The 25,622-nt window shown below is 70.6% G+C and carries 23 protein-coding genes; 11 read left to right on the top strand and 12 right to left on the bottom strand.

Annotated elements, in window-relative coordinates; all coding sequences use genetic code 11:
- Positions 1-2 precede the first annotated feature (2 nt).
- Entirely contained in the window at positions 3-1,016 is a 1,014-nt protein-coding gene (locus JOD95_RS01560) for an alpha/beta fold hydrolase (RefSeq protein WP_209682516.1), read from the bottom strand.
- A gap of 215 nt (positions 1,017-1,231) precedes the next feature.
- Here JOD95_RS01560 and treS point away from each other — a divergent pair, with 215 nt between their 5' ends.
- Both treS and JOD95_RS01550 read left to right on the top strand, forming a co-directional pair.
- Entirely contained in the window at positions 1,232-2,944 is a 1,713-nt protein-coding gene (treS, locus tag JOD95_RS01555; RefSeq protein WP_066654389.1) for a maltose alpha-D-glucosyltransferase, read from the top strand.
- 249 nt (positions 2,945-3,193) lie between these two features.
- Positions 3,194-3,892, top strand: coding sequence for a 3'-5' exonuclease (locus JOD95_RS01550; RefSeq protein ID WP_245171248.1), 699 nt, complete (start codon positions 3,194-3,196; stop codon positions 3,890-3,892).
- A gap of 948 nt (positions 3,893-4,840) precedes the next feature.
- Here the strand turns inward: JOD95_RS01550 and JOD95_RS01545 are convergent.
- The 3 genes from JOD95_RS01545 to glgA all read right to left on the bottom strand — a co-directional run bounded on the left by JOD95_RS01545 (position 4,841) and on the right by glgA (position 7,217).
- Positions 4,841-5,089 carry a type B 50S ribosomal protein L31 gene (locus JOD95_RS01545; RefSeq protein WP_022905175.1) on the bottom strand — a complete coding sequence of 83 codons (249 nt, stop codon included), beginning with the start codon at positions 5,087-5,089 and terminating at the stop codon, positions 4,841-4,843.
- Positions 5,090-5,225: 136 nt separating this feature from the next.
- Positions 5,226-6,008 carry an ABC transporter ATP-binding protein gene (locus tag JOD95_RS01540; protein ID WP_066654391.1) on the bottom strand — a complete coding sequence of 261 codons (783 nt, stop codon included), beginning with the start codon at positions 6,006-6,008 and terminating at the stop codon, positions 5,226-5,228.
- Positions 6,009-6,017: 9 nt separating this feature from the next.
- The gene (glgA, locus tag JOD95_RS01535; RefSeq protein WP_066654393.1) at positions 6,018-7,217 is read right to left on the bottom strand and encodes a glycogen synthase; all 1,200 of its coding nucleotides are present in this window, start codon (positions 7,215-7,217) and stop codon (positions 6,018-6,020) included.
- Positions 7,218-7,264: 47 nt separating this feature from the next.
- Between glgA and glgC the strand changes: the two genes are divergently transcribed.
- Both glgC and serB read left to right on the top strand, forming a co-directional pair.
- A complete protein-coding gene (gene glgC, locus JOD95_RS01530) occupies positions 7,265-8,506 on the top strand; it encodes a glucose-1-phosphate adenylyltransferase (protein ID WP_209682509.1) in 1,242 nt (413 codons plus the stop codon).
- A 148-nt stretch (positions 8,507-8,654) separates the two neighbouring features.
- Entirely contained in the window at positions 8,655-9,293 is a 639-nt protein-coding gene (gene serB / locus JOD95_RS01525) for a phosphoserine phosphatase SerB (protein WP_209682507.1), read from the top strand.
- A 124-nt stretch (positions 9,294-9,417) separates the two neighbouring features.
- On the opposite strand, the gene fabG is transcribed toward serB, so the two are convergent.
- Positions 9,418-10,131: a 3-oxoacyl-ACP reductase FabG gene (gene fabG, locus JOD95_RS01520; RefSeq protein ID WP_066654398.1), complete on the bottom strand. Its 714-nt coding sequence runs from the start codon at positions 10,129-10,131 to the stop codon at positions 9,418-9,420.
- Between the two features lie 179 nt (positions 10,132-10,310).
- On the opposite strand from fabG, the gene JOD95_RS01515 reads away from it, so the two are divergent.
- Genes JOD95_RS01515 through JOD95_RS01505 form a run of 3 tightly spaced genes read left to right on the top strand, consistent with a single transcriptional unit; the run spans position 10,311 to position 12,051 of the window.
- Positions 10,311-10,787: a DUF3099 domain-containing protein gene (locus JOD95_RS01515; RefSeq protein WP_209682504.1), complete on the top strand. Its 477-nt coding sequence runs from the start codon at positions 10,311-10,313 to the stop codon at positions 10,785-10,787.
- Complete coding sequence (locus tag JOD95_RS01510) at positions 10,787-11,095, top strand: hypothetical protein (protein ID WP_081985298.1); 309 nt, start codon at positions 10,787-10,789, stop codon at positions 11,093-11,095. Before JOD95_RS01515 ends, JOD95_RS01510 begins: the two co-directional genes overlap by 1 nt.
- Positions 11,092-12,051: an SURF1 family protein gene (locus JOD95_RS01505; RefSeq protein ID WP_209682502.1), complete on the top strand. Its 960-nt coding sequence runs from the start codon at positions 11,092-11,094 to the stop codon at positions 12,049-12,051. The genes JOD95_RS01510 and JOD95_RS01505 overlap by 4 nt, the downstream gene beginning before the upstream one ends.
- Positions 12,052-12,185: 134 nt before the next feature.
- On the opposite strand, the gene JOD95_RS01500 is transcribed toward JOD95_RS01505, so the two are convergent.
- A complete protein-coding gene (locus tag JOD95_RS01500) occupies positions 12,186-13,784 on the bottom strand; it encodes an ABC-F family ATP-binding cassette domain-containing protein (RefSeq protein WP_066654400.1) in 1,599 nt (532 codons plus the stop codon).
- Between the two features lie 74 nt (positions 13,785-13,858).
- Between JOD95_RS01500 and JOD95_RS01495 the strand changes: the two genes are divergently transcribed.
- Positions 13,859-14,500, top strand: a complete 642-nt coding sequence (locus tag JOD95_RS01495; RefSeq protein WP_307810341.1) for a biotin transporter BioY — start codon at positions 13,859-13,861, stop codon at positions 14,498-14,500.
- Positions 14,501-14,753: 253 nt separating this feature from the next.
- Here the strand turns inward: JOD95_RS01495 and JOD95_RS01490 are convergent, their stop codons facing one another.
- The 5 genes from JOD95_RS01490 to sufB all read right to left on the bottom strand — a co-directional run bounded on the left by JOD95_RS01490 (position 14,754) and on the right by sufB (position 18,992).
- On the bottom strand, positions 14,754-15,083 hold the full coding sequence (locus JOD95_RS01490; RefSeq protein WP_022902786.1) for a metal-sulfur cluster assembly factor: 330 nt from the start codon (positions 15,081-15,083) through the stop codon (positions 14,754-14,756).
- Positions 15,083-15,850: a Fe-S cluster assembly ATPase SufC gene (gene sufC, locus JOD95_RS01485; RefSeq protein WP_066654406.1), complete on the bottom strand. Its 768-nt coding sequence runs from the start codon at positions 15,848-15,850 to the stop codon at positions 15,083-15,085. The genes JOD95_RS01490 and sufC overlap by 1 nt, the downstream gene beginning before the upstream one ends.
- Before the next feature lie 62 nt (positions 15,851-15,912).
- Entirely contained in the window at positions 15,913-16,239 is a 327-nt protein-coding gene (locus JOD95_RS01480; RefSeq protein ID WP_081984870.1) for a non-heme iron oxygenase ferredoxin subunit, read from the bottom strand.
- Positions 16,239-17,573, bottom strand: a complete 1,335-nt coding sequence (gene sufD / locus JOD95_RS01475) for a Fe-S cluster assembly protein SufD (RefSeq protein WP_081984872.1) — start codon at positions 17,571-17,573, stop codon at positions 16,239-16,241. The genes JOD95_RS01480 and sufD overlap by 1 nt, the downstream gene beginning before the upstream one ends.
- On the bottom strand, positions 17,574-18,992 hold the full coding sequence (gene sufB, locus JOD95_RS01470) for a Fe-S cluster assembly protein SufB (RefSeq protein ID WP_066654410.1): 1,419 nt from the start codon (positions 18,990-18,992) through the stop codon (positions 17,574-17,576).
- A gap of 250 nt (positions 18,993-19,242) precedes the next feature.
- On the opposite strand from sufB, the gene JOD95_RS01465 reads away from it, so the two are divergent.
- Entirely contained in the window at positions 19,243-20,229 is a 987-nt protein-coding gene (locus JOD95_RS01465; protein WP_081984874.1) for a heme A synthase, read from the top strand.
- 653 nt (positions 20,230-20,882) lie between these two features.
- Here the strand turns inward: JOD95_RS01465 and JOD95_RS01460 are convergent.
- The gene (locus tag JOD95_RS01460; RefSeq protein WP_066654411.1) at positions 20,883-21,827 is read right to left on the bottom strand and encodes a heme o synthase; all 945 of its coding nucleotides are present in this window, start codon (positions 21,825-21,827) and stop codon (positions 20,883-20,885) included.
- 373 nt (positions 21,828-22,200) lie between these two features.
- Here JOD95_RS01460 and tkt point away from each other — a divergent pair, with 373 nt between their 5' ends.
- Both tkt and tal read left to right on the top strand, forming a co-directional pair.
- A complete protein-coding gene (gene tkt, locus JOD95_RS01455) occupies positions 22,201-24,294 on the top strand; it encodes a transketolase (protein WP_209682499.1) in 2,094 nt (697 codons plus the stop codon).
- Positions 24,295-24,450: 156 nt separating this feature from the next.
- Positions 24,451-25,563 (top strand): transaldolase, encoded by a 1,113-nt coding sequence (gene tal / locus JOD95_RS01450; RefSeq protein ID WP_066654417.1) that lies wholly within the window; start codon positions 24,451-24,453, stop codon positions 25,561-25,563.
- The last annotated feature ends 59 nt before the right edge of the window (positions 25,564-25,622 follow it).

Here is a 25,622-nt window from a genome sequence, read left to right as displayed (position 1 = left end):
CCTCACGACGCGGACTCCCCCGGGGTGCCGCCGGCCGACGGTGACGCCGCCGACGTGTCGGGAGCCTGCTGCGGTGCGGTGGACCTCGTCCTGCGCGGGTTCCCACGTCCGGCACGACGGCGGGCCGTCGGCTCGGCCATGCGACGGAGCACCGCGTCGGCGGCGGCTCCGGGCGTCTCGTAGTGCACGAGGTGTCCCACGTCGGGCACCACGACGAGCTCGGCGTCGCGGAGTCGGGAAGCGAGTGCACGCTGCTCGGGCAAGGCCGTGATGTCGTCGTGCTCCGCGGCGACCAGCAGCACGGGGACGTCGATGCGGTCGGCGTACTCGGACACGTCGTGCGTGACCGAGGTGCGGAACGCCTCGAGCACGCTCGTGCGGTCCGCGAACGCCGAGAAGTACCGGTCGTGCTGGTCGTGCACCCATCGCCGCAGGTCGCGGTCGCGTGACTTCAGCATGGCGAGACTCATCGCCCGCACGATCGCGCGGTTCCGGAGCAGCCCGAGTCCGAGCGGCCTGGGGAGCACCGCGCCGGCCCGGTAGTAGCCGATCGCGATGCCGGTGCCGACGGCCCGGGGGCCCTGCAGCGCGGGTGCCGCGATCGGGTTCACCAGCACGAGCAGCCGGGTGTCGAGGCCGGCCGCGACGGTGGCCGCCGTGACGATCGACCCGAAGGAGTGTCCGAGCACCACGGTCTCGGGACCCAGGGCGAGCGCGCGGTGGAACCCGGTGAGCCACCCGACGTAGGCGTCGACGTCGGAGACCGGCAGCGGGTCGGAGATCCCGAAGCCGGGCAGGTCGGGGACGACCACGCGGACGCCCCGGAGGTGGGCGGCGATCGTCTCGAGCCCGTGGTGGTCGCCGCGGAACCCGTGCACGGCGAGGACCGTCTCGGTGGCGTCGGCCGGCCCGTACTCCCAGTAGTGCGTGGTGCGGCCGTCGAGGGTCACGGCCCGGTGCACGACCGGCGTCGCGGCGACGAGCGACTGGTACGGGGAGATCACGGGTGGTTGCATCGCGGCCAGTCTACGAAGCGGCGACCGGGCGGGGTGCGCCCCGCGCCCCGCTGTGGAGGACGACGGACGGGAGGGACGCTGTGGAGGGGTGTCGCGCCTCCCGTCCGGCCACGTGACGCGGTCGTCACGGCGACCCGCGGACAGCAGCAGCAGCACGCGCCTACTGTGGCCGTGGTCGGGCCACGCCGCCGGCCCGCCGACGACGAGGAGCACGCTTGACCTTCACGGCCCCGATCCAGCTGCCCGGCCTGACCCTGGACCCGCAGTGGTACAAGCGCTCGGTCTTCTACGAGTGCATGATCCGCTCGTTCGTCGACTCGAACGGCGACGGCATCGGGGACATCCAGGGCGTCATCGGCAAGCTCGACTACCTGCAGTGGCTCGGCGTCGACGCCATCTGGCTGCCGCCGTTCTTCCAGTCGCCGATGCGCGACGGCGGGTACGACATCTCCGACTACCGGGCGATCCTGCCCGAGTTCGGCACGCTCGACGACTTCCGCGAGCTCGTCACGAAGTCGCACGAGCGGAACATGCGCATCGTCATCGACATGGTGATCAACCACACCTCCGACCAGCACGAGTGGTTCCAGCAGTCCCGCGAGGACCCGGACGGCCCCTACGGCGACTTCTACGTGTGGCGTGACACCGACGAGCACTACGAGAACATCCGCATCATCTTCGTGGACACCGAGGAGTCGAACTGGACCTTCGACCCGGTCCGCCGGCAGTTCTTCTTCCACCGGTTCTTCTCGCACCAGCCCGACCTCAACTTCGAGAACCCGGCCGTGGTCGAGGCCGTCTACGACGTCGTGCGGCACTGGCTCGACCTCGGTGTGGACGGGCTGCGGCTCGACGCCATCCCCTACCTCTTCGAGTCCGAGGAGGGCAACGGCGAGGGCGAGCCGGAGACCCACGAGTTCATCAAGAAGCTCCGGGCCATGGTCGACGACGAGTACCCCGGGCGTGTCCTGCTCGCCGAGGCGAACCAGTGGCCGCGTGAGACCGCCGCGTTCTTCGGCACCGACGAGGAGCCGGAGTGCCACATGGCGTTCGACTTCCCGGTGATGCCGCGCATCTTCTACTCGCTCCGCGCGCAGCACGCCGCCGAGCTCAAGGCAATCCTGTCCGAGACCCTCGACGTCCCCGAGAAGGCCGCCTGGGGGGTGTTCCTCCGCAACCACGACGAGCTCACGCTCGAGATGGTCAGCGAGGAGTACCGCCAGGCGATGTACGGCTGGTACGGCTACGACCCGCGCATGCGGTCGAACATCGGCATCCGTCGTCGCCTCGCTCCCCTGCTCGACAACTCACGCGCCGAGCTCGAGCTCATCCACGCCCTGCTGTTCTCGCTGCCCGGGTCGCCGTTCCTGTACTACGGGGACGAGATCGGCATGGGCGACAACATCTGGCTGTCGGACCGCGACTCCTCGCGCACGCCGATGCAGTGGACCCCGGACCGCAACGCGGGCTTCTCGACCGCCGACCCGGGCAAGCTGTACCTGCCGGTCGTGCAGTCGCTCGTCTACAACTACGCGCAGGTCAACGTCGAGGCGCAGCTCGCCCAGTCCCGCTCCCTGCTGCACTGGGTCCGCAACGTCATCCACGTCCGCAAGGCGCACCCGGTCTTCGGCCTGGGCTCGCTGCACGTGCAGGACACCACCAACGACTCGGTGCTCGCGTTCGTCCGGTCGTGGGAGGGGTCCGGGCAGCAGTTCGGCCCGTCCGCCGAGGACGTCCTCTGCGTGTTCTCCTTCGCCACCAACCCGACGTCGGTGACGATCTCGGCGCCGGAGTTCGCCGGACGGCCGCTGTACGACCTGTTCGGCGGCGGGTCGTTCCCCGCGTTCGACGAGGACGGCAACGTCACCCTCACCATGGGGACGCAGTCGTTCTACTGGCTGCACGTGGGCGCGCCGGTCGGCGTGTAGCGAGCGTCGGCCGGCGGCCTCCGTCCGCCGGGTGGTCGCTGTCGGCCTGGAGGCGCGGCTCACCCCGCGCTCGTCGCGTCGCCGTCGCGTGTCGTCGCGCTCCGCCAGGCGGGTCGCCTGGAGCGTGTCGTGGCGCCCCGGCAGGCGGGTCGCGTGGAGCGTGTCGGACCGTGCCGTTAGCCTCGTGCCGTGACGTACTCCCCAGCAGCGCTCGACACGCCCGCACCCGCCGCCCCGGCCGTGCAGGACCTGAGCGGTCGTCCCTGGTGGCACGCGCTCGGCGTGTTCGACCTCGAGACCACCGGCGTCGACGTCGAGACCGCCCGCATCGTCACGGCGCACGTCGGCCTGATCGACATGACCGGACGCTCCATCGCGGAGGGTGCCTGGATCGCCGATCCCGGGATCGCGATCCCCGAGGGCGCTGCCGCCGTGCACGGCTACACGACCGAGCGCGCCCAGGCCGAGGGGCGCCCGGCCGACGAGGTCGTCGCCGAGATCGTGGCAGCGGTCGAGGCCGTGTTCGCGCGCGGCATCCCGCTCGTGATCTACAACGCTCCGTACGACCTGACGGTGCTCGACCGCGAGGCCCGACGGCACGGCATCGCCTCCCCCGTCATCGGCAACGTCGTCGACCCGCTCGTGATGGACAAGGCGCTCGACACCTACCGCAAGGGCAAGCGCACGCTCGAGGCAGCGTCCGAGCTCTACGGCGTGACGTTGTCCGACGCCCACGACGCCGCCGCGGACGCGATCGCTGCCGGGCGTGTCGCGCAGGCCATCGCGGCGAAGTACCCGGAGGAGCTCGGTGTCTCCGCCGAGGAGCTGCACCGCAAGCAGGTCGGCTGGTGTGCCGAGCAGGCCACCTCGTTCCAGGACTACATGCGGAAGAAGCGCGACCCCTCGTTCACCGCCGACGGTCGCTGGCCGCACCGCAACGGCTCGTAGCGTCGCGGTCGCCGCGGCGCCGTCTCCGCGCCGCCACTGAGCCGCTGTCGCCGCGCCGCCACTGGGCCGCTGAGCCGGTGTTGCCGCGCCGGCGCTGAGCGGCCGCTGTCGCCGCGCGCCGCAGCTGGGCCGCCCTGCGAGCGGTGCCGCGCATCGGAGCTCCCGGCCAGCGCCGGGCGCCGGCGTCCGGCACCCGCTGCGGTCCCGCAGAACCGGGAGCACGTCGCGCCGTGGGATCACGTGGTGCGACGTGCTCTCCGTGGTACGCGAGCATCGCGCACCACGGCCCGCGCACCGCGGCCTGCGCACCACGGTCTGCGCACCTCGCAGCCCGTGCACCACGGTCTGCGCACCTCACAGCCCGCGCACCACGGCCCGCGCACCGCGCACCACGGCCCGCGCATCACGCACCACGGCCGGTACCCCGCGCACCACGGCCCGTGCACCGCGGACCGCGCACCGAGGCTGCGCCGCACGGTGCGCTGCCGGGCCGTCGGGCGGCGCGACGCTGGCACCTCGACCGGCGAGCGTTCCCGGCGGTCCCACACCGAGCCTCCTTGCCGTGACCGCGGCTCGCGCCCGCAGTACGTGCACAGTCGAACGCACCTCGAACCACGTGAACGCCTGGCGCGACGTGCTCCAGGTTGCGCGCGAGCACCACGCGCCACGGCGCGACAGCACGACGACGCCGTGCGCGCATGCTGGACGCCGCGCCCGCGCCCGCGCCCGCGCCGCGCTCGCGCCGCCCGTGCGCTGTTGCGCCCCGTTCCGGACCCTGCGCCCCGGTGTGCCGGGGCACAGCATCCGCAGCAGGGCGCGTCTCGCGTTCTCACCGACCACAGCGCGCCGTACCCGGACCCGGCGCCCCACCCCGGCACCACCACCCGGGCAACGCAGAACGGGCGGCCCTCCCGAAGGAGGGCCGCCCGTCCGAGCGCGAACGCGGACTTACTTGCTGAAGCCCTTGAAGCGCTGGTTGAACTTCTCGACGCGACCGGCCGAGTCGAGGATGCGCTGCTTGCCCGTGTAGAACGGGTGCGACGCCGACGAGATCTCGACGTCGATGACCGGGTAGGTCGCACCGTCGAGCTCGATGGTCTTGTCGCTGGTCGCGGTCGAACGCGTCAGGAACGTCTCACCGGAGGCCAGGTCGCGGAAGACGATGGCGTTGTACTCGGGGTGGGTGTCGGTCTTCATGGAGATTCCTCGGTTGGAGATTGTGGGAGATGCGCGGACGGCCGGTTCGAGCGGACTCGATCGGGACCCCCGCGCGGGAAGTCTGCGGCGTGCGCCAGCCGTCCACGTTACCAGACGACGGGCAGGATCGGGAGCGTCAGGCCGCGCGCGCCGTGTACCGACCGGCGTCCTTCGAGACGGTCAGCTCCACGCCGAAGGCCTGGGACAGCGTGGGAGCCGTCAGGACCTCGTCGATGGGGCCGGCGGCCTGGATCCCACCGTCGGCGAGCACGAGGGCGTGCGTGAAGCCCTCGGGGATCTCCTCCACGTGGTGGGTGACGATGACGATCGCCGGCGAGTCGCTGCTCTGCGCGTAGCCGCCGAGCGTGCGCACCAAGCTCTCGCGCGCACCGAGGTCGAGCGAGGCAGCCGGCTCGTCGAGGAACAGCACCTCGGGATCGGTCATCACGGCGCGCGCGATCTGCACGCGCTTCTGCTCGCCGTCGCTCAGCTCACCGAACGTGCGGTCGGTGAAGTCACCGAGGCCCCACTCGTCGAGCACCCGCTGGGCGCGGCGGACGTCGAGCTCCTCGTACTCCTCGTTCCAGCGACCGGTGACCGAGTACGCGGCGGTGAGCACGACGTCGACGACCTTCTCGGTGACCGGGATCCGGCGGGCGAGGGCGGTCGACGCGAAGCCGATGCGCGGACGCAGCTCGAACAGGTCCGCGCCGCCGAGCTCGGTGCCGAGCACCTCGACACTGCCCGACGTCGGGAACGTCTGGGCACCGGCCACCTGCAGCAGCGTGGTCTTGCCGGCGCCGTTGGCACCGAGCACCACCCAGCGTTCGTCGTCCTGCACCTCCCACGAGATCCCGTCGAGGATGGTGGCCCCGTTGCGGACCACGGAGACGTCTGACAAGCGCACGACCGAGGGCATGGCTCCAGCCTACGGCTTCCGGGCGAGCACCTCGTCGTAGACCTGCCGCGTGCGGTGCGCGATCGCGTCCCACGTGAACTCGCTCTCGACGCGGAGGCGTCCTGCGCGTCCCATGAGCTTGGCGAGCCCCTCGTCGGCCAGGACCTCGTCCAGCGTCCGGGCGAGGTCGGCCACGAAGCGGTCCGGGTCGTTCGGCGTGCCGGTGCCGTCCTGTGCCTGGTCGATCGGGACGATGCGCCCGGTCAGCCCGTCGGCGACGACCTCGGGGATGCCGCCCGTGCGCGTGCCGACCACGGGGATGCCACAGGCCATGGCCTCGAGGTTGACGATGCCGAGCGGCTCGTAGATCGACGGGCAGACGAACACGGTCCCCGACGACAGGACGTTCACGACCTCCTGGTGGGAGAGCATCCGGTCGATCCAGACCACACCGTCGCGCTCCGCGCGCAGGGACTCGACGAGTCCGGTCACCTCGGCCATGATCTCCGGCGTGTCCGGAGCGCCCGCGCACAGCACGATCTGCACGTCCGACGGCAGCGACGCCACCGCGCGGAGCAGGTACGGCAGGCCCTTCTGCCGGGTGATCCGGCCGACGAACACGACCGAGCGGCGCGACGGGTCGATGCCGAGCGCGCGCACGGCGTCCTCGTCGACGGTCGGCTTCCACTCGTCGATGTCGATGCCGTTGTAGACGACGTGGACCTTCGCCGGGTCGATGGACGGGTAGGAGCGCAGGATGTCCGCCCGCATGGCCTTCGAGACCGCGATCACGCCGTCGGCCTGCTCGAACGCCTCACGTTCCATCCAGCTCGACAGGCGGTAGCCGCCCCCGAGCTGCTCGGCCTTCCACGGGCGCAGTGGCTCGAGGCTGTGGGCCGTGACCACGTGCGGGATGCCGTGGGTGAGCTGCGCGATGCGCCCCGCGGCGTTGGCGTACCAGGTGTGGGAGTGCACCAGGTCGGCGCCCGCGACGTCGGCGGCGATGCGGACGTCGGTACCAAGCGCCTGGAGCGCGCCGTTCGCGTCCTCGAGGCCCTCGGGCGTGCGGTACGCCCACACGCCCTCCTCGTCACGGAACGCCCCGAAGGCGCGCACCCGGACGTCCGTGTCCGTCCCCGACCGCAGCGCAGCCGTGAGCTCGGCCACGTGGACACCCGCTCCGCCGTAGACCTCCGGCGGATACTCCCTGGTCAGTAGATCGACTCGCACGGACTCAACGTAACGGGTTCGCCGTCCGGACGCCTACTGTGAACCACATGGCACCAAAGAAGGTATTCGGCATCGTCCTCGCCGGCGGCGAGGGCAAGCGGCTCATGCCGCTCACGGCCGATCGCGCGAAGCCCGCCGTCCCGTTCGGCGGCAACTTCCGTCTCATCGACTTCGCGCTCTCCAACCTCGTGAACTCCGGGTTGCAGAAGATCGTCGTCCTGACCCAGTACAAGTCGCACAGCCTCGACCGTCACGTGGCCGAGACCTGGCGCATGGAGGGGCTCCTCGGGTCCTACGTCGCGTCGGTGCCGGCGCAGCAGCGACTCGGCAAGCGGTGGTTCGCCGGTTCGGCGGACGCGATCCTGCAGTCCCTCAACCTGCTCCGCGACGAGCGCCCGGACATCGTGGTCGTGGTCGGTGCGGACCACGTCTACCGGATGGACTTCCACCAGATGATCGAGGCGCACATCGCCTCCGGCCGCAGTGCCACGGTCGCGGCGATCCGGCAGCCGATCGGCCTCGCGGACCAGTTCGGCGTCATCCAGGTGGACCAGGACGACCCGACCAGGATCGACGCGTTCCTCGAGAAGCCGAAGGACGCCGTCGGCCTGGCCGACTCGCCGGACGAGATCCTCGCGTCGATGGGCAACTACGTGTTCAACGCCGACGCCCTCGTCGACGCGGTGCTCCGCGACGGCCAGATCGAGTCGAGCAAGCACGACATGGGCGGCGACATCGTCCCCGACTTCGTGGCCCGCGGCGACGCCGGCGTCTACGACCTGCAGCGCAACGACGTGCCCGGCTCGAACGACCGCGACCGGTACTACTGGCGCGACGTGGGGACGATCGACTCGTTCTTCGACGCCCACATGGACCTCATCGCGCCGGTCCCGGTCTTCAACCTGTACAACCAGGACTGGCCGATCTTCAACCAGCAGACGAACCTGCCGCCGGCGAAGTTCGTCCGCGACGCGAACGGCAACACCGGCTCGACGGTCGACTCGATCGTCGCGCTCGGGTGCCTGCTCTCCGGCGCCCAGGTGGAGCGCAGCGTCATCGGTCCGTGGTGCGGGATCGACTCGGGCGCGAAGGTCCTCGACTCCATCGTGTTCGAACGGGCGTCCATCGGCGCCGGGTCGGTCGTGAACCGCGCGATCCTCGACAAGGACGTGGTCATCGCGCCCGGTGCGCAGGTCGGCGTCGACCGCGAGACCGACGAGGCCCGCGGCTTCACCGTCACGGAGTCCGGCATCACGGTCGTCGGCAAGGGCGTCCGCGTCGAGGCCTAGTCCGGGACGGTCGCCGAGTCCGGGCTGCACCTACCGACGTCGGCAAGGGCGTCCGCGTCGAGGCCTGACCGCACCCACCACCCGGCCAGGAGGCGCGGCTGACGTCACAGACGTCGGCCGCGCCTCCAGCTGTCGGTACCGTTGGTCCGTGCCACGCTTCCTCGTCGTCCTCGATGCCGACTCCACGCTGCTCGAGGACGAGGTCATCGAACTGCTCGCCGACCACGCCGGGACCCGGCCACAGGTGCAGGCGGTGACGGAGCGCGCCATGCGCGGCGAGATCGACTTCGCCGAGAGCCTGCGGGAGCGGGTCGCGACCCTGGCGGGCCTCCAGGCCGACGTCTGCACGCGCGCACAGCAGGCGGTCCGCGTCACGCGCGGAGCCGAGGAGCTCGTCCGGGGCGTCCACGCCGCAGGCGGCACGGTCGGCGTCGTGTCCGGCGGCTTCCACGAGGTGCTCGACCCCTTCGCCGCGCGCCTCGGCCTCGACCACTGCCGGGCGAACCGTCTCGAGGTGGTCGACGGCGTGCTCTCCGGTCGGGTGCTCGGTGACGTCGTCGACGCCGAGGCGAAGGCCGAGACCCTGCGTGCGTGGGCCGGGGCGGACGACGTCCCGCTGTCGCGCACGGTCGCGGTCGGCGACGGCGCCAACGACCTGGTCATGATGGGTGTCGCCGCCCTGGGCGTGGCCTTCGACGCGAAGCCGCTGGTGCGCGAGCGGGCGGACGTGGCGGTCGTCGACCGCGACCTGTCCGCGGTGCTCGCGACGCTGGGCCTGCGGGGCTGAGCCGCACGCGCCACGGAGCCGGGTCTCGCCTCCGCGGACACGTTCGCGGACTCCACGTCGCGAACGTGTCCGCCCAGCCGAGTCTCGAGGACGGTCCGAGCGGGCCGCCGGTCGGTGTCCGGGGCTAGTGCCCCATCCCGAGACCGCCGTCGACCGGGATCACCGCACCCGAGACGTACCCGGCACCGTCGCTCGCCAGGAAGAGCGTGGCGTCGGCGACGTCGTCGACCGTGCCGTAGCGCGCCGCCGGGATCTGCTTCTTGAACTCGGCCTGCAGCTCCTCGGGCAGGGCTGCGGTCATGTCGGTCTGGATGAACCCCGGCGCGACGACGTTGGCCGTGATGCCGCGCGACCCGAGCTCGCGCGTGATCGAGCGGGCCATGCCGACCAGGGCAGCCTTGGACGAGGCGTAGTTGACCTGACCGACCTGTCCGTAGGCGCCCACGACGCTCGACATGAGCACGATGCGGCCGAACTTCGCCTTCATCATCCCCTTGGTCGCGCGCTTGACGACCCGGAACGTGCCGGTCAGGTTCGTGTCGACGACGCTCGTGAAGTCCTCCTCGGACATGCGGAGCAGGAGCTGGTCGTTCGTGATGCCCGCGTTGGCGACGAGGACCTCGATCGGCCCGAGCTCGGCCTCGACCTGCGTGAAGGCCGCGTCGACCGAGGCGGAGTCGGTGATGTCCGCGGCGACGGTGAGCGCCCCCTCGGGTCCGCCCTGGCCGCTGCGGGAGGTCACGGCGACCCGGTGCCCGGCGGCGACGAAACGCGCTGCGAGGGCGTGCCCGATGCCGCGGTTGCCGCCGGTGATGAGGACGGTACGGGGGGTGGTCATGATCGCTCCGTTCGAGTGGTGGTGACGCGGTGTCCGCCGACCTGACGGCCGAGCCGTGGGCCGCTGGACACGCCCGGACGAGCGTACCGGAGCCGTTCCCCGCAGCTGTCCCCCGCGCGGCGGGGCAACTGTCGGTGGTCCGGGCTTAGGCTTGACCCTGGCGAATGGAAGAACACCGTATGAAGTCGACGCAGCGCCGGTTCCACGCGACGCACACCCACACCGGGTCCACGCAGAGCATCACGTCCCTGCCGGACTCCCCCGAGCTGGACCGGGCGCACCGCCTGTCCAAGTACGTCTGGCAGATGGCCGTGCGCGTGGTGTGCTTCATCGGCGCCGTCCTCGTGTGGACGACCTGGCACACCTGGCTCGCGGTCATCCCGATCGTCCTCGCCGCGGTCATCCCGTGGGTCGCGGTCATCCTCGCAAACGCCGGCAACCACGCCGAGAGCGACATCGTCGCCCCGGCCGGAGCCATCGAGCTCTACGACGCCGTCGACCCCCGCCTCCGCGAGCAGCAGGAGGACGCCCGGGCCGAGGCCTACCGTGCCGAGCAGGAACGCCTCCGCGAGCAGGCCCAGCACGCGCAGGAGGAGTGGCAGCGGAACGGCGACCGCTCCCGTGTGTGGTCCGCGAAGTCCCGGATGCGCCGCTGATGGGGGCGACGTTCGACCTCTTCACGGAGCCCGGCGCGACACCGGTCTGCTCCCGGGCCGGCTGCACGAACACCGCCGAGTGGCGGATCAACTGGCGGAACCCGCGCATCCACGCCGTCGACCGCGTGAAGATCTGGGCGGCCTGCGAGGAGCACTGCGACTTCCTCGCCGACTACCTGCGCTCCCGCTCGTTCCCGGTCCGGGTGACCGGGATGCACGAGGACGTCGACAGCCTCGACGACGTCCGTGCGCGGGAGGACGCCCCGAAGAACGACGTCGGGGTGCGCTCCAGCGGCACCGGACGATGACGGACGAGTTCGACCCCAGCGCCCGCTACGGCCGGAAGCACGCGGCGAAGCTCCAGCGCGACGCCGCTCCCGGGTCCGTCCACGCGGACACCACCGACGGCCCGACGGTCGGCTGGCGGTTCGTCCGGAGCCGCCGCTGGCTCGGGTACTTCGCGATCGCCGTGGCCTTCGCGATCATCTGCACGCTCTTCGGGATGTGGCAGTGGGACCGGCGCAACGAGGCCGTCCAGCAGAACGAGCAGATCGCGCAGAACTACGACCACACGCCCGTGCCGCTCGACCAGGCGCTCCCCCGGGCCTCGTCGTGGACCGACGACCAACAGTGGCTCCGGGTCGAGGTCACCGGCCGGTACGACGTCGACGACCAGCTCCTCGTCCGCAACCGCGTGCACAACGGCCAGCCCGGGTTCGAGGTCCTCACGCCGCTCGTCACCGCCGACGGTCGCGCGTTCGTCGTCGACCGGGGGTGGGTGCCGACCGGCAACCGGCAGGACGCGCCGGACGGCGTCCCCGCTCCGCCGAACGGACAGGTGACGGTGATCGCGCGCCTGCAGCAGAGCGAGCCGCGCATCCCCGGCCGCACCGACCCCTCGCACACCGACCAGGTGCAGTCGGTGACGCTCGCCGACGTCGCGGGCAAGGTCGACGCCCCGATCTGGACGGGCGCGTACGGCCAGCTCGCCTCCGAGTCCCCCGCTCCTGCGGAGGCCCGGCCCCTCGGGTGGGACCGTCCGTCCGCGGACACCGGTCTGCACCTCAGCTACTTCATCCAGTGGTTCCTCTTCGCCGCCGGAGGCTTCGGCTTCCTGGCCTACGTGATGGTGCAGGAGTACCGGAACCTCAACCAGGACGACCCCGAGGAGCGCGAGCGCGCCCTCGAACGGCAGCGGCGGAAGGACGCCAAGCCGAGGTCCGACGACGAGGTCGAAGACGAGCTGCTCGGCGCGCACCGCTGACGGATCGCGACCCCGGGACGGACGGGAGGCGCGGTGCCGGCCGGCACCGTCCTCCCTCGCAGGCTCGGTCGGCGCGCCCCGCGCAACGCTCCGCGTTGCCGTCGAGCGGTGCGCGCCCGTCCGTCAGGGGGTCGCTACGCCAGCTCGATGAGCTCCGCGTAGTCCTTGTTCCAGTGGTCCTCGGTGCCGTCCGGCAGCAGCAGCACCCGCTCGGGGTTGAGCGCGTCGACCGCGCCGGCGTCGTGCGACACGAGCACCACGGCGCCCTCGAAGCCGGCCAGCGCGTTGAGGATCTCCTCGCGCGACGCCGGATCGAGGTTGTTCGTGGGCTCGTCGAGCAGCAGCACGTTCGCGCCCGACACGACGATCATCGCGAGCGACAGCCGGGTCTTCTCACCACCGGACAGGACGCCGGCCTTCTTGTAGCCGTCGTCACCGGTGAACAGGAACGAACCGAGCACACGACGGGCCTCGGTCTCGTTGAGGTCCGTCGACGCCGACACCATGTTCTCGATCACCGTGCGGTTCACGTCGATGTTCTCGTGCTCCTGCGCGTAGTACCCGATCCGCAGGCCGTGCCCGGGCAGGATCTCGCCCGTGTCCGGTCGGTCCGCACCCGCCAGGATCCGGAGCAGCGTCGTCTTGCCCGCACCGTTGAACCCGAGGATGACCACGCGCGACCCACGGTCGATCGCCAGGTCCACCCCGGCGAAGATCTCGAGCGAGCCGTACGACTTCGACAGCCCCTCGGCCATCAGCGGAGTGCGACCGCACGGTGCCGGCGTGGGGAAGCGGATCTTCGCGACGCGGTCGGCGACGCGCTCGTCCTCCAGTCCGGCGAGCAGCTTGTCCGCGCGCGCGACCATCTGGTGCGCAGCGGCAGCCTTCGATGCCTTCGCGCCGAAGCGGGCGGCCTGGTCCTTCAGGGTCGCGGCCTTCTTCTCGGCGCCGGCACGCTCCTTGCGGCGGCGCTCCTCGTCGGCCACGCGCTGCCGCTGGTAGAGCTTCCACCCCATGTTGTAAACGTCGATGGTCTGACGGTTCGCGTCGAGGTAGAAGACGCGGTTGACGACCTCGTCCACCAGCTCCACGTCGTGGGAGATGATGATGACGCCGCCGGGGTAGGTCTTCAGGTGCTCGCGGAGCCACACCACGGAGTCGGCGTCGAGGTGGTTCGTCGGCTCGTCGAGGATCATCGTCTCGGCGTCCGAGAACAGGATGCGGGCGAGTTCGATGCGCCGGCGCTGGCCACCCGACAGGGTCTTCAGCTGCTGGTCGAGAATGCGGTCCGGCAGCTTGAGGTTCGATGCGATCGACGCAGCTTCGGCCTCGGCAGCGTACCCGCCGAGCGCGTTGAACTGGTCGTCGAGCCGGCTGTACCGGCGCATCGCCTTCTCGGCCACGTCGGCGTCGTCGCTCGCCATGTCGAGCGTCGCCTGGCGGATGCCCTCGACGAGCTCGCCGAGACCACGGGCGTCGAGGATGCGCTTGCGCGCGGTGTCCTCGGGGTTGCCCGAGCGCGGGTCCTGCGGCAGGTAGCCGATCTCCCCCGAGCGCTCGATCTTGCCGTCGGTCGGCTGCGACTCGCCGGCGAGGGCCTTCGTCATCGTGGTCTTGCCGGCGCCGTTGCGCCCGACGAGCCCGATCTTGTCACCCTTCTCGACGCGGAAGGACACGTGCTCCATGAGGAGGCGAGCGCCTACGCGGATCTCGAGGTCGTGCACGGCAAGCACAGGAGGACGTCCAATCAGTTGGTGATGTGCACAACGACGTGTGCGGGAGGTGCACCGCTACGCTGACGGGACCGATGGTCCTCGAACGGGACCAGCAGTCCATTCTAGGAGAATCCATGACGAACGCCACCGGGTTCGCTCGCCGCGCAGTCCTCGCCGACCGTCTTCGCACCTCGGGGCTCGCCACCGACGCCGCCCTGGTCGCCGGCGGCGCGCTGTTCACCGCCGCGATGGCACAGCTCCAGGTGCCGATGTGGCCGGTCCCGATCACCGGGCAGACCCTGGCCGTCGTGCTCGTCGGCGCCACGCTCGGCGCCCGACGCGGCATGCTGTCGCTGCTCGTCTACGCCGTCGCGGGCCTCGCGGGCGCACCGTTCTTCGCCGAGTTCTCCGGTGGCCTCGCAGCCCTGGCCTCGCCGAGCTTCGGCTACGTCATCGGCTTCGTGCCGGCCGCCGGCCTGGTCGGCTGGCTCGCCCGCCGGAACTGGGACCGGAAGGTCGGGCGTGCCACGGTCGCGATGCTCCTGGCGACCGCCGTCCCCTTCGTCACGGGCCTGCCCTGGCTCGCGGTGGTGCTCGGTCAGCTCGGCGCGCCGAACGACACCCAGTCGGTGCTCGCCGCCGGCCTCTACCCGTTCATCGTCGGTGGAGTCGCCAAGGCCCTCATCGCCGCCGGTGTCCTGCCCCTGGCGTGGAAGCTGGTCGGCCGCCGCTGACGCACCCGCACGACGACGGGCCCCGCACCTGCTGGTGCGGGGCCCGTCGCTGTTCCGACCCGGGCTGCTGTCTCCCGCCGCGAGCGAGCACGACACGCCGCGCGACGATCGCCGGGCGGGCGATGGGCGTCGCGGGGACCGGTCGAGCGTGACGGATCGTGCGTACTCGGCATGGCGAGCGCGCCGTACCGACGACGGACGGGAGGCGCGGTGCCGGCTGGCACCGCGCCTCCCGTCCGTCGGTCGGATGCTGCTAGATCGAGAAACCGAGCGCGCGCATCATCTCGCGTCCGTCGTCGGTGATCCGCTCCGGACCCCACGGCGGCATCCACACCCAGTTGATGCGGAAGGCGTCGACGATGCCGTCGAGCGCGTTGGCGGTGTCGCCCTCGATGACGTCGGTCAGGGGGCAGCCCGCGCTCGTCAGCGTCATGCTGATCACGAGGGCGTTCGCCTCGTCGTCCATCGCGAGGTCGTAGATGAGGCCGAGGTCGACGATGTTGACGCCGAGCTCCGGGTCCTGGACCTCCTTGAGGCCCTCGACGACCTCGTCGAACTTCTCCGGGGAGAGTGCGGTGATCATCAGTTGCCCGCCGCTGCGGCCTGCACGTAGCGGTCGTAGCCCTCGTTCTCGAGGCGCTCGGCCAGCTCCGGACCACCCTGCTCGGCGACCTTGCCCGCGACGAACACGTGGACGAAGTCCGGCTTGATGTAGCGGAGGATGCGCGTGTAGTGCGTGATCAGCAGGACGCCGAGGCCGGTCGCTGCCTTCGCGCGGTTGACACCCTCGGACACGATCTTCAGCGCGTCGACGTCGAGGCCGGAGTCGGTCTCGTCGAGCACGGCGAACTTCGGCTTGAGGAGCTCGAGCTGCATGATCTCGTGGCGCTTCTTCTCGCCGCCGGAGAAGCCCTCGTTGACGTTGCGCTCGGCGAACGACGAGTCCATCTTGAGGTCGGCCATCGACTGGCGCAGGTCCTTGACCCACCCGCGGAGTGCGGGGGCCTCGCCGTCGATCGCGGTCTTCGCGGTACGGAGGAAGTTCGACACCGTGACGCCGGGGATCTCGACCGGGTACTGCATCGCGAGGAACATGCCGGCGCGGGCGCGCTCGTCGACGCTCATCGCGAGGACGTCCTCGCCGTCGAGCGTGATCGAGCCGCCGGTGACGTTGTAGCGCGGGTGACCGGCGATCGTGTAGGCCAGGGTGGACTTGCCGGAGCCGTTCGGCCCCATGATCGCGTGGATCTCGCCCTCGTTGATGGTGAGGTCGACGCCCTTCAGGATCTCCTTGGTGCCCTGGTCGGTGTCGATCGAGACCTGCAGGTCACGGATTTCGAGAGTGGACATTGCGTTCCTTCGGTTACAGCTGCTGTGCGGCGTCAGCCGCGCGGGAAGAGTGGTGGTGTCGCTCAGTCGACGGGGACCGGGTCGTGCACGTCGACGTAGACGTCGCCGTCGCGGACCTCGACCCGGAAGACCGGCACCGGCTCGTACGCCGGGAAGTTCTGCGGCTTGCCGGTGGCCAGCGAGAAGCGGGACCCGTGGGCCCAGCACTCGAGCGTGTCGCCCTCGACGAAGCCCTCGGCCAGGGAGATGTCCCCGTGCGTGCAGGTGTCACCGATCGCGTGCACGGCCCCGGCCGAGTCCTTCACGATCGCCACGGCGGTGCCGTCCACGACGACGCGCATCGGGCTGTCGACGGCGATCTCCGACTCAGCGCAGACCTTCTCGGCCATCAGGCGTCCGCCTGCTCGGCCTCGGGCTCCGCAGCGGCGACCGCGGTCCGGCCGTCGGCGAGCTCCTGCTCGACCGCGGCGATCAGGCGCTCCTCGAGCTCGGGCGCGCCGATCTTCTGGATGACCTCGACCAGGAAGCCGAGCACGACGAGGCGCCGGGCTTCCTCCTCGGGGATGCCACGGGCCTGCAGGTAGAAGAGCTGCTCGTCGTCGAAGCGACCGGTCGCACTGGCGTGCCCGGCCCCCTCGATGTTGCCCGTCTCGATCTCGAGGTTCGGGATGCTGTCCGCGCGCGTGCCGTCGGTGAGCACCAGGTTGCGGTTCTGCTCGTACGAGTCGGTGCCGTCGCCGGCGCGCCCGATCAGCACGTCGCCGATCCAGACCGTGTGCGCACCCTCGCCCTGCAGTGCGCCCTTGTAGTTGACGCGGCCACGGGTGTTCGGGGCGTCGTGGTTCACGTACACCTGCTGCTCGATGTACTGGCCGGCGTCGGCGAAGTACACGCCGTACATCTCGGTGTCCGCACCCTGCGCCCCGAGGTGCGTCGAGGGGTTCACGCGGACGACGTCGCCGCCGAGCGAGACCACGACGTGCTTGAGGAAGGCGTCGCGACCGACCTCGGCGAACTGCGTCGACACGTGCACCGCGTCGTCGTCCCAGTCCTGCAGGCTGACCACCGTGAGCCGTGCGCCGTCACGGACGACGATCTCGACGTTCTCGCTGAGGAGCGCCGACCCGCGGTTGTCGATGACGACGATGCCCTGGGCGTGCTGCTCGGCCGTGATGACCGTGTGCGCCGCGCGGGCCTGCGTGCCGAAGTCCGAGCGGGTGATCGAGATCGACTCGTGCGCCTCGGTCGCCTTGACGGTGACCTTCAGCACCGCGTCGCGGGCGGTCCAGGCCGCCGCGGCCGCGCGGTCCTCGGGCAGGCCGGCGGTGCCGACGACCGGGTCGTCGCTGCGACCCCACTCGACGTCGGCCCCCTCGGTCTGGCGGGCCAGGAACGGGTAGGCGGAGCCGTCGAGGCCACCCTCGAGCAACGGCTGGAGCTTCGCGAGCGGCGCGAACTTCCAGTTGACCTCGCGGCCGGTCACCGGCGGGAACGCGTCGAGGTCACCGGACTGCGGCCGCTCGGACCGGGTCTGGACCGGGACCTTCGCGTCCCAGCCGCCGTCGGAGTGCGCGCGGGCACCGTGCTGGTCGGTGCCCTGCGTGCTGCGTGCGGACGGAGCCTGCTGGCCCTGTGCGACGGCCGAGGGCTCGACCGGCTGGTCGATGCGCGGTGCGGGGGTGGCCCCGTCGGTGGGTGTCGGGTTGGTGCTGGTGTTCGACATCTAGCCGACGGATCCTTCCATGCTCATCTCGATGAGCTTGTTGAGTTCGAGCGCGTACTCCATCGGGAGCTCGCGGGCGATGGGCTCGATGAACCCGCGGACGATCATGGCCATGGCCTCGTCCTCCGGCATGCCGCGCGACATGAGGTAGAACAGCTGCTCCTCGCTCACGCGGGAGACCGTGGCCTCGTGGCCGAGCTGGACGTCGTCGACGCGGATGTCGATCGCCGGGTACGTGTCGCTGCGGCTCACCGTGTCGACGAGCAGCGCGTCACAGCGGACCGTGTTCGCGGCGTGGTGCGCGGCCGGGTCGACGCGGACCTCACCGCGGTAGCCGGCGCGGCCGCCGCCACGGGCGATCGACTTCGAGACGATCGACGACGTCGTGTACGGCGCCATGTGGATCATCTTCGCGCCGGCGTCCTGGTGCTGGCCCGGACCGGCGAACGCGACGGACAGGGTCTCGCCCTTGGCGTGCTCACCGGCGAGGTAGATCGACGGGTACTTCATCGTGACCTTCGACCCGATGTTGCCGTCGATCCACTCCATCGTCGCGCCCTCGTGCGCGATCGCGCGCTTGGTGACGAGGTTGTAGACGTTGCTCGACCAGTTCTGGATCGTCGTGTAGCGCACGCGGGCGTTCTTCTTCACGATGATCTCGACCACGGCGGAGTGCAGCGAGTCCGACTTGTAGATCGGCGCCGTGCAGCCCTCGATGTAGTGGACGTAGGAGTCCTCGTCCGCGATGATCAGCGTCCGCTCGAACTGGCCCATGTTCTCGGTGTTGATCCGGAAGTAGGCCTGCAGCGGGATCTCGACGTGCACGCCCTTCGGGACGTAGACGAACGAGCCGCCGGACCACACGGCGGTGTTCAGCGCGGCGAACTTGTTGTCGCCGGCCGGGATCACCGAGCCGAAGTACTCCTCGAAGAACTCCGGGTGCTCGCGGAGCGCCGTGTCGGTGTCCATGAAGATGACGCCCTGCTGCTCCAGGTCCTCGCGGATCTGGTGGTAGACGACCTCGGACTCGTACTGGGCGGCGACACCGGCGACGAGGCGCTGGCGCTCCGCCTCGGGGATGCCGAGGCGCTCGTAGGTGTTGCGGATGTCCTCCGGCAGCTCTTCCCAGGTCTGGGCCTGCTTCTCGGTGGACTTCACGAAGTACTTGATGTTGTCGAAGTCGATGTCCGACAGGTCGGCACCCCACGACGGCATGGGCTTGCGGTCGAACAGCGTCAGCGCCTTGAGGCGGAGCTTGTGCATCCACTCGGGCTCGTTCTTCCGGGCGGAGATGTCGCTGACCACCTCGTCCGACAGACCACGGCGCGCGGACGCGCCGGCCGTGTCGGAGTCGGACCAGCCGAACTCGTACTGGCCGAGCCCTTCGAGTTCTGGACGGTCGATGAGCACGTCGGACATGGTCTCCTCGTTTCCTTCTCGCGGCAGCGTCTGTCGGGACAACCCGTGACGTCCGGACGCCATTCCACCGCGGACCTCCGACAGGAGTCCCACGGCGTTGCTGCCTCGCAACGTCGATGGTCCCACGCAGTCGTCCGACCGATCGGCGATCACGGCCCATTCGGAGCCGGCGCCTGCCTAGACTTGACTGCTGCTGAACCCTCGAATCCTACAGGTTCACCGCACGGAACAACAGGAAGGCACCACCCTCGTGACTCGCGTCGGACCCACCGTCGAGCAGGGCGTCCGCCCCGGCACCCGCACGCCGCGGTGGTGGTCCCTCCCCCGCGCCGTCGACCCCCGCGTGATCTGGCTCGCCTGGGCGTCCTTCGTCGTCGAGGTGGTGCTGATCGGCACCGGCGGCCTCGTCCGCCTGACGGCGTCCGGGCTCGGCTGCCCGACGTGGCCGAAGTGCACCGCCGAGTCGCTCGTGTCGACCCCGGAGATGGGGATCCACGGCGTGATCGAGTTCGGGAACCGTCTGCTCACCTTCGTGCTGGTGGTGGTCGCGGTCGCGATGTTCCTCGCCGTCGTCCGCATGCGCCGCACGCGCCCCGAGCTCTTCTGGCTCGCCTTCGCCCAGGGCATCGCGATCCCCGTGCAGGCGGTGATCGGCGGCCTCAGCGTCCTCACGAACCTCAACCCGTTCGTCGTCGGGCTGCACTTCGTGGTGTCGACGACGCTCGTCACGGTGACGGCGACGCTCGTGTACCGCTCGATGAACGGTCCGCGCACCGCGGTGCGGCTCGTCCCGGGCTGGTACACCGGCCTGGTCCGCGGCACCGTCGTCGCGGTGGTCGTCACCGTCCTGGTCGGCATCCTGACCACGGGCTCCGGGCCGCACGCGGGTGCGAGCGAGGCGGTCGACGGGGGCCGTCTGCACCGCACCGGGTTCGACCCGCAGCTGATGGAGCACCTGCACGCGATCCCGGCCTACGCGCTGTTCGCGCTGACGCTGGCGCTCGTCGTCGGCGCGGTCGTCCTCCGGCTGTCGAGCCGCTGGGCCCTCGTCCTGCTCGTCGTCGAGTTCGTGCAGATCGCCGTCGGCCTGACCCAGGCGCGCACGGGCCTGCCGGTCGGCCTGGTGGGGACCCACATGGTGCTCGCCGGACTCCTCGTCGGTGCGGTCACCGTCGTCGTGCTCAGCACGCGCGGCAGCGCCGGTCGCCAGGCCGCGCGGGAGCGCATCACCGCCTGACGCGGTCGTCCGCCGCCCTCCGACGTCCCACGCGTCGCCTCCGTCCCGAGCGCCGACGCGTGGGACGTCGTCGTCCGCACGGCTCCGGCCCCGTGACCACGCACAGGACGCCGGCGTCGGCGCAGGACGCCTCCGACCACCCGGGACGCCTCCGGATCCGGCACCGTCTCGCGCAGGTGCGACCGTCTCGTGCGGACGCCGCCGTCCCGCACCTCGGCACCGGACCGGCCACGATGCGGACGGGAGGCGCAGCACCCCCCGCCCCGCGCCTCGGCACCGGACCGGCCACGGTGCGGACGGGAGGCGCAGCACCGCCCGCCCCGCGCCTCCCGTCCGACGCCCGGTCGCGGCCGCGCGTCTGCTGCGACATCCCCGTCGTCGTACGACAGCGGCATCGTCGCTGGGCGCACTCGCCTCGCGCAGCCCGCGTCACGCGCAGGCTCCCGCGACATCCCCGTCGTCGTACGACAGCGGCGTCGTCGCGTCAACCGACGCCACCCGGGTCGACCCGGGCACGCACCCCGCGCGCCCGTGTCCGAGCCGCGCCCACCCGACCCGCGAACGCCCGACCCGGGACCGCCCGCGCTGCGCCCCGACGCACGGAGCGCCGCCGGCAGACCGGCGGCGCTCCGTGCGCGGGCGACGAACCCTGGCTAGATCGTGAAGGTGAAGACCTGCGGCAGCAGCGGGTCGATGCCCACCGCGATGAACAGCAGCGTCAGGTACGTGATCGAGCTGTGGAACACCCGCATCGGCTGGACCTGCTCCACGTGCTGGATCGCCCGCGAGTACAGCCGGTGCGACTCGACGACGAACCAGATGCCCCCGGCCAGGGCGACGACCGTGTACAGCGGCCCCATGTGCGCGACCGGGATGAGCAGCAGCGAGCAGACGAGCGTCGCCCAGGCGTAGAGCACGACCTGCAGCCCGACGACCGTGCGGCCGCGCACGACCGCGAGCATCGGCACGTCGGCGGCGTCGTAGTCGTCGCGGTACTTCATCGACAGCGGCCAGTAGTGCGGCGGCGTCCAGAGGAAGATCACCATGAAGAGGATGATCGGCGCCCAGGTCAGCGACCCGGTGACACCGGCCCAGCCGATGAGCACCGGCATGCACCCGGCGGATCCGCCCCAGACGATGTTCTGCGGGGTGCGGCGCTTGAGCCAGAGCGTGTAGACGCAGACGTAGATCAGGATCGCGACGACGCTGAGCGCGGCGGCCAGCCAGTTCACCAGGAAGCCGAGGACGGCGGTCGACAGGACGGCGAGCGTCCACGAGAACACCAGTGCCTCCTTGTCGGAGAGCTCACCGGTGACCAGGGGGCGCTGGCTGGTGCGCTTCATCAGCCGGTCGATGTCGCGGTCGATGTAGCAGTTGAACGCCGAGGCCGACCCTGCCGACATCGCGCCGCCGAGCATCGTCCAGAACACGAGCCAGAGGTCCGGGACCCCGCGCTCCGCCAGGAACATCGTCGGAGCGGTCGTGACGAGGAGCAGCTCCATGACCCGGGGCTTCGTCAGCGAGACGTACGCGCGGACCTTGCGGGACAGCGTCGAGCGGGGTCGATCGGTGTCGGGCCGGGTCGCGGTGGCAGTCAACAGGGGAACCTCAGTCCGTTCGCGTCAGCTCGCACGCTCGGTGGGCGGCTCCGTCACCGTCGGGGCGTGCGTCGACCCGGAATGCACACGGGTCGACACCAGTTTAGGCCATCGAGGCGCCGCGAGGATGCCCCGCCTCGCCGACCGGGCCGGCTGCCCGACACGGCACCGTCGTCACCTGGACACCTTCTGAGTGCGTGGTCACTATGCTGGACACGCCCTCCCGCATCGTGTGCCCCGAAGACGTCGGCCGCGAAGAGCCGGTCGGCCGCCGCTCGACGGCGACACGACACACGGCCCCGGGACGGCGATCATGTCCGTGCGATGGCACGAGCCCTCGCACATGTCGCAACAACGAAGGGTCAACATCCAAGTGGCTGAATTCACCTGGGACGCCATCGACCGGAAGGCCGTCGACACGGCACGCGTCCTCGCCGCCGACGCGGTCGAGGCCGCCGGCAACGGTCACCCCGGCACCGCGATGAGCCTCGCGCCGGTCGCCCACCTGCTCTTCCAGAAGGTGATGCGTCGCGACCCCAGCGACTCCACCTGGATCGGTCGCGACCGCTTCATCCTCTCCGCCGGTCACGCCTCGATCCTGCAGTACGTGCAGTTCTACCTGCACGGCTACGGCCTCGAGCTCGAGGACCTGCAGCACCTGCGCAAGTGGGGCTCGAAGACCCCGGGTCACCCGGAGTACGGCCACACCGACGGTGTCGAGATCACCACCGGCCCGCTCGGCCAGGGCCTCGCCTCGGCGGTCGGCTTCGGCTACGCGCAGCGCTTCGAGCGCGGCCTGTTCGACCCGGAGACCGCCGACGGCGAGTCGCCCTTCGACCACTTCACCTACGTGATCGCCGGTGACGGTGACATGCAGGAGGGCGTCACCAACGAGGCCGCGAGCCTCGCGGGCCGTCAGCAGCTCGGTCGCCTGGTCGTCTTCTACGACTCGAACCAGATCTCGATCGAGGACGACACCGACATCGCGTTCTCCGAGGACGTCGCGGCCCGCTACGAGGCCCTCGGCTGGCACGTCCAGCACGTCGACTGGAAGAAGACCGGCGAGTACTCCGAGGACGTCGAGGAGCTCCACCGCGCCGTCGAGGCCGCCAAGGCCGAGACGACCAAGCCGTCGCTCATCGTCCTCAAGACGATCATCGGTTGGCCGTCGCCGACCAAGCAGAACTCCGGCAAGATCCACGGTTCGGCGCTCGGTGCCGACGAGCTCAAGGGCCTCAAGGAGGTCCTCGGCTTCGACGCGGACAAGACCTTCCACGTCGACCCGGAGGTGCTCGAGTACACCCGCGGTGCGATCACCAAGGGCCAGGCCGAGCACGCCGAGTGGACGAAGACCTTCGACGCGTGGGCTGCGGCCAACCCGGAGAAGAAGGCCATGCTCGACCGCATCAACGCGGGCGAGCTCCCCGAGGGCCTCGAGGAGGCGCTGCCGGTCTTCTCCACCGAGAAGGCCGTCTCGACCCGCGCCGCCTCCGGCAAGGTCATCAACGCCATCGCGCCGCTCATGCCCGAGTTCTGGGGCGGTTCGGCGGACCTCGCCGAGTCGAACCTGACCACGATCGAGGGCGCGAAGTCCTTCGGTCCGGCCGAGGCGTCGACGAAGACCTGGAGCACCGACCCGTACGGCCGCGTGCTGCACTTCGGCATCCGCGAGCACGCGATGGGCTCGATCCTGTCCGGCATCGTCCTGCACGGGAACACCCGCCCCTTCGGCGGCACGTTCCTCATCTTCAGCGACTACATGCGTCCGGCGGTCCGTCTCGCCGCGCTCATGAAGGCGCCGGCGATCTACGTCTGGACCCACGACTCCATCGCCCTGGGCGAGGACGGCCCGACGCACCAGCCGATCGAGCAGATCACCGCGCTCCGTGCGATCCCGGGTCTCGACGTCGTCCGTCCGGCCGACGCCAACGAGGTGTCGTACGCGTGGCTCGAGATGCTCAAGCACAAGGACCGTCCGGCCGGCATCGCGCTGAGCCGTCAGAACCTCCCCGTCTTCGAGCGTGGCGAGGGCGACGCCTCCGGCGAGACGCTCGCCTCGGCGAAGAACGTCGCGAAGGGCGCGTACGTCCTGGCCGAGGCGCCGAACGGCACCCCGGACGTGATCCTCATCGCGACCGGTTCCGAGGTCCAGATCGCGGTCGACGCGCGTGAGCAGCTCAAGGGCGAGGGCATCAACGCCCGCGTCGTGAGCGCCCCCTCGCTCGAGTGGTTCTTCGAGCAGTCGGAGTCCTACCGCGAGCAGGTCCTGCCGAAGGCCGTCACCGCGCGCGTCTCGGTCGAGGCCGGCATCGCGATGAGCTGGCGCGACATCGTCGGCGACAAGGGCCGCAGCGTGTCGATCGAGCACTTCGGTGCATCGGCCGACTACCAGCGCCTGTTCGCCGAGTTCGGTTTCACCACCGAGCACGTCGTCGCCGCCGCCAAGGAATCGATCGCAGCGTCCTGACCCACGAGGGGCCGGATCCGGTACGCCGGGTCCGGCCCCTCTGCCGGGAGGCACGCGGCGGCCCCGCCACCGCGCCTCCCGGCCCACAGACCACGACACACACGGCCCTGGTCGCCTCCGCGCACCGGGCCGGTCGACGAAAGAAGAAGAGAAACCATGGCTGAGAACACCCCCACCGCCGCCCTCTCCGAGGTCGGCGTCAGCATCTGGCTCGACGACCTGTCGCGCGAGCTGCTCGAGACCGGCAAGCTGACCGAGCTGATCGAGCAGAAGAACGTCGTCGGCGTCACCACGAACCCGACGATCTTCGCGTCGGCCCTCGCCAAGGGCGAGCGCTACGACTCGCAGGTCAAGGAGCTCGCGGCGAAGGGCACCGACGTCACCGAGGCGATCTTCGAGATCACCACGCAGGACGTCGCGAACGCGTCCGACGTCTTCAAGCCGATCTACGACGAGACCAAGGGCTTCGACGGCCGTGTCTCGATCGAGGTCGAGCCGGGCCTCGCCCACGACACCCAGAAGACCATCGAGCAGGCCAAGTTCCTGTTCGAGAAGGTCGGTCGCGAGAACGTCCTCATCAAGATCCCCGCGACGCTCGAGGGCCTCGAGGCCATCACCGAGGTCATCGGTGCCGGCATCTCGGTCAACGTCACCCTGATCTTCTCGCTCGAGCGCTACCGCGCCGTCATCGACGCCTACCTCGGTGGCCTCGAGAAGGCCAAGGCCGCGGGCCACGACCTCTCGAAGATCCACTCGGTCGCCTCGTTCTTCGTGTCACGTGTCGACTCCGAGATCGACAAGCGCCTCGACGCCGCGGGCACCGACGAGGCGAAGGCCCTCAAGTCGAAGGCCGGCATCGCCAACGCGCAGCTCGCGTACCAGGTCTGGACCGAGCAGTTCGCCACCGAGCGTGCCCTCGGCCTGCTCGAGTCCGGTGCCAACACGCAGCGCCCGCTGTGGGCCTCGACCGGTGTCAAGGACCCGTCGCTGCCCGACACGCTCTACGTGACCGAGCTCGCCGCGCCGAACACGGTCAACACCATGCCGGGCAAGACGCTCGACGCGACGTTCGACCACGGCGAGATCCACGGTGACGCCATCGCCGGCTCGTTCGACGACGCGCAGCAGGTCATGGACCAGATCGCTGCCGCCGGTGTCGACTACGACGACGTCGTCGCGCTGCTCGAGAAGGAGGGCGTCGACAAGTTCAACGTCTCCTGGGGCGAGCTCGTCGACACGGTGAAGACCGCGCTCGAGAACAGCAAGTAAGCACGACCGGAGCCTGCGTCCGGAGGACGGGACCGCCGTCCCCCGGACGCAGGCACCCC

The organism is Curtobacterium sp. 1310 (assembly GCF_017834105.1).
Classification (GTDB): domain Bacteria; phylum Actinomycetota; class Actinomycetes; order Actinomycetales; family Microbacteriaceae; genus Curtobacterium.
The sequence above is the reverse complement of the archived record's forward strand: the minus strand, read 5'-3'. Positions and strand labels throughout refer to the sequence as shown.

Coding starts and splice junctions, on each gene's coding strand:
- tal (WP_066654417.1), top strand. CDS start 24,451: ATGGCTGAGAACACCCCCACCGCCGCCCTCTCCGAGGTCGGCGTCAGC.
- JOD95_RS01560 (WP_209682516.1), bottom strand. CDS start 1,016: ATGCAACCACCCGTGATCTCCCCGTACCAGTCGCTCGTCGCCGCGACG.
- JOD95_RS01490 (WP_022902786.1), bottom strand. CDS start 15,083: ATGATCACCGCACTCTCCCCGGAGAAGTTCGACGAGGTCGTCGAGGGC.
- glgC (WP_209682509.1), top strand. CDS start 7,265: ATGGCACCAAAGAAGGTATTCGGCATCGTCCTCGCCGGCGGCGAGGGC.
- fabG (WP_066654398.1), bottom strand. CDS start 10,131: ATGACCACCCCCCGTACCGTCCTCATCACCGGCGGCAACCGCGGCATC.
- JOD95_RS01495 (WP_307810341.1), top strand. CDS start 13,859: ATGGTCCTCGAACGGGACCAGCAGTCCATTCTAGGAGAATCCATGACG.
- sufC (WP_066654406.1), bottom strand. CDS start 15,850: ATGTCCACTCTCGAAATCCGTGACCTGCAGGTCTCGATCGACACCGAC.
- sufB (WP_066654410.1), bottom strand. CDS start 18,992: ATGTCCGACGTGCTCATCGACCGTCCAGAACTCGAAGGGCTCGGCCAG.
- JOD95_RS01480 (WP_081984870.1), bottom strand. CDS start 16,239: ATGGCCGAGAAGGTCTGCGCTGAGTCGGAGATCGCCGTCGACAGCCCG.
- JOD95_RS01540 (WP_066654391.1), bottom strand. CDS start 6,008: ATGCCCTCGGTCGTGCGCTTGTCAGACGTCTCCGTGGTCCGCAACGGG.
- JOD95_RS01510 (WP_081985298.1), top strand. CDS start 10,787: ATGGGGGCGACGTTCGACCTCTTCACGGAGCCCGGCGCGACACCGGTC.
- sufD (WP_081984872.1), bottom strand. CDS start 17,573: ATGTCGAACACCAGCACCAACCCGACACCCACCGACGGGGCCACCCCC.
- JOD95_RS01515 (WP_209682504.1), top strand. CDS start 10,311: ATGAAGTCGACGCAGCGCCGGTTCCACGCGACGCACACCCACACCGGG.
- JOD95_RS01505 (WP_209682502.1), top strand. CDS start 11,092: ATGACGGACGAGTTCGACCCCAGCGCCCGCTACGGCCGGAAGCACGCG.
- JOD95_RS01545 (WP_022905175.1), bottom strand. CDS start 5,089: ATGAAGACCGACACCCACCCCGAGTACAACGCCATCGTCTTCCGCGAC.